Raw genomic sequence first — 2,648 nt, forward strand, 5'->3', positions numbered from 1 at the left:
CATCTGGCCGGGCAGGGTGTGACGCATTTTCTGGAGTTGGGTCCGCAGGGTGTTCTCACGAGCATGGTCCAGGAGAATCTGGGCGACGATTTCGACGGGTTGCTGGCTTGTGTGTTGCGGAAGGGTCGTCCGGAGCCGGAGGCGTTCGTGACGGCGTTGGCGGAGGCGTGGACGCGTGGTCTGCCCGTCGAGTGGGACAGCCTGTTCCAGAGCACCGCCACCCGGCATGTCGACCTGCCCACCTACCCCTTCCAGCACCAGCGCTACTGGCCCCGCGCCGCCCCCTTCGCCGCCGCCGGTGTCGAGGCCGCCGGGCTCGAGGCGCCGGACCACCCGCTGCTGGGTGCCACCGTGGTGTCCGCCGACAGTGAGCAGGTGCTGCTCACCGGGCGGTTGTCGCTGCGCAGCCATCCGTGGCTCGCGGACCACGCGGTGGGCGGGACGGTGCTGCTGCCGGGGACCGCGTTCGTGGAGCTCGTCCTGCGGGCGGGTGAGGAGGCGGGCTGCGGTGCCGTCGAGGAACTGACGCTGGAGGCGCCGCTCGCGCTGCCCGAACGCGGATCCGTCCAGGTCCAGGTGCTCGTCGGGACGGCCGGCGAGGACGGCGCCCGGAGCGTGAGCGTCCACGCACGGCCCGAGGGCGGCGACGCGGTGTGGGTCCGGCATGCCGAGGGGCGTCTGGCCCCTGCCGGGGCCGTGGCCGCGGAGGCCGCCGGGTGGGCCGTGGCCTGGCCGCCGCCGGGTGCGGAGCCCGTCGACCTCGACGGGTTCTATGAGGGGCTTGCGCTGGCCGGTTACGGGTACGGCCCGGCCTTTCAGGGGTTGGCCCGCGCCTGGTGCCGGAGCGACGGTGATGTCGTGTTCGCCGAAGTGGTGCTGCCCGACGCGCAGCGGGAGGAGGCGGGCCGGTTCGCTCTGCATCCGGCCCTGCTCGACGCTGCGCTGCACGGGCTCGCGCTGTCCGGGCCGGCTGCGGACACGGGTGATGTGCGGCTGCCCTTCGCGTGGAGCGAGGTACGCCTGCAAGCCGTGGGCGCGTCCCGGTTGAGGGTCCGGTTGACGCCCACCGGCCCGGACACCCTCGCCGTCGACGTGGCGGACCCGGCCGGCCACCCGGTCGCGTCCGTGGCGTCGTTGGCCACCCGCACCGTCTCCGGCGAACGGCTCGCCGCGTCCCTGGCGGGCGCCGGACGGCCCGACGCGCTGCACCGGCTCGAGTGGACCGCCGCCCCGCCCGTCTCCCCCCGGGTGGGGACGGCCGCCCGCGCCATCATCGGGGCCGGCGCCGCGTACGCCGACGTGGCCGCCCTGCGCGCCGCGCTCGACGCGGGCGACACGCCGGTGCCCGCGGAGGCCGTGCTGTTCGCCCCGCAGGCGGACGGTGCCGACGTCTCCGACTCGGCCCGCGCCCGCACCGGCGCTCTGCTCACGCAGCTCCAGGACTGGCTCGCCGACGAGCGGCTGGAGGCCGTCCGGCTCGCCGTCGTGACCCGTGGCGCCGTCGCCGTACGCCCCGGTGAAGGCGTGGACGACCTGACGCAGGCCCCGTTGTGGGGTCTCGTACGGGCTGCACAGATCGAGCATCCGGAGCGGTTCGTGCTGTGCGACGGTGACACCTCCGACGCACTGCTGGACGCGGTGTTCGCCGCCGCCGAACCGCAGCTCGCCCTGCGGGACGGGGCGCTGTTCGTGCCGCGACTGGTACGCGCCGACGCGCCCGGGCAGCACACCGCCCTCGCGCTGCCCGCCGGCGCCCCCTCCTGGCTGCTGAGCACCTCCGGCGCCGGAACACTCGACGGCCTGGCCTTCGTGCCGTCCGACGCCCACGAGATCCAGCTCGCCGCGGGTGAGGTCCGTGTGGCCGTGCGTGCGGCCGGCCTCAACTTCCGTGACGTCCTCGTCGCGCTCGGCATGTACCCGGGCCACGCCCACATGGGCAACGAGGGGTCCGGCGTCGTCACCGAGGTCGGACCCGGCGTGACGGACCTGCGGGTCGGCGACCGGGTGACCGGACTGATCCGCGGCGCCTTCGGCCCGGTCGCCGTCGTGGACCGGCGCCTGGTGGTCCGTATCCCCGACGACTGGACCTTCGAGCAGGCCGCGGCGATCCCGACGGTCTTCCTGACCGCCTACTACGGCCTGGTCGACCTCGCCGGGCTGCGCGCGGGCGAGCGGGTCCTGGTGCACTCCGCGGCCGGCGGCGTCGGCATGGCCGCCGTGCAGCTGGCCCGGCACCTGGGCGCCGAGGTGTTCGGCACGGCGAGCGAGGGCAAGTGGGACACCCTGCGCGCCCTCGGCCTGGACGACGACCACATCGCCTCCTCCCGCGACGCGTCCTTCGAGGACGCGTTCCGCGCCGCGACCGGTGGCAGGGGCATGGACGTGGTCCTGGACTGCCTGGCCGGTGAGCTGGTCGACGCCTCGCTGCGGCTGCTGCCGCGCGGCGGCCGGTTCCTGGAGATGGGCAAGACCGACATCCGCGACCCGGAGGACGTGGCCCGTACGTTCCCCGGCGTCGCATACCAGGCGTTCGACATGGTCGAAGGCGCCGGGCCGGAGCGGATCGGGGAGATGCTGCGGGAGCTGGTGGGGTTGTTCGAGGCGGGTGTGCTGCGGCCGTTGCCGGTGCGGGCGTGGGATGTCCGGCG

The 2,648-nt window shown here is 74.9% G+C and carries 1 protein-coding gene; it reads left to right on the forward strand.

Features of this window, described 5'->3' with window-relative positions; all coding sequences use genetic code 11:
• Positions 1-147: 147 nt before the first annotated feature.
• The coding region (locus ACH4ZX_RS40220; protein WP_398283883.1) for a polyketide synthase dehydratase domain-containing protein at positions 148-2,648 on the forward strand (2,501 nt) is incomplete at its 3' end.

The sequence above is a fragment of the Streptomyces sp. NPDC020490 genome (assembly GCF_044335305.1).
In the GTDB taxonomy this organism is placed as follows: domain Bacteria; phylum Actinomycetota; class Actinomycetes; order Streptomycetales; family Streptomycetaceae; genus Streptomyces.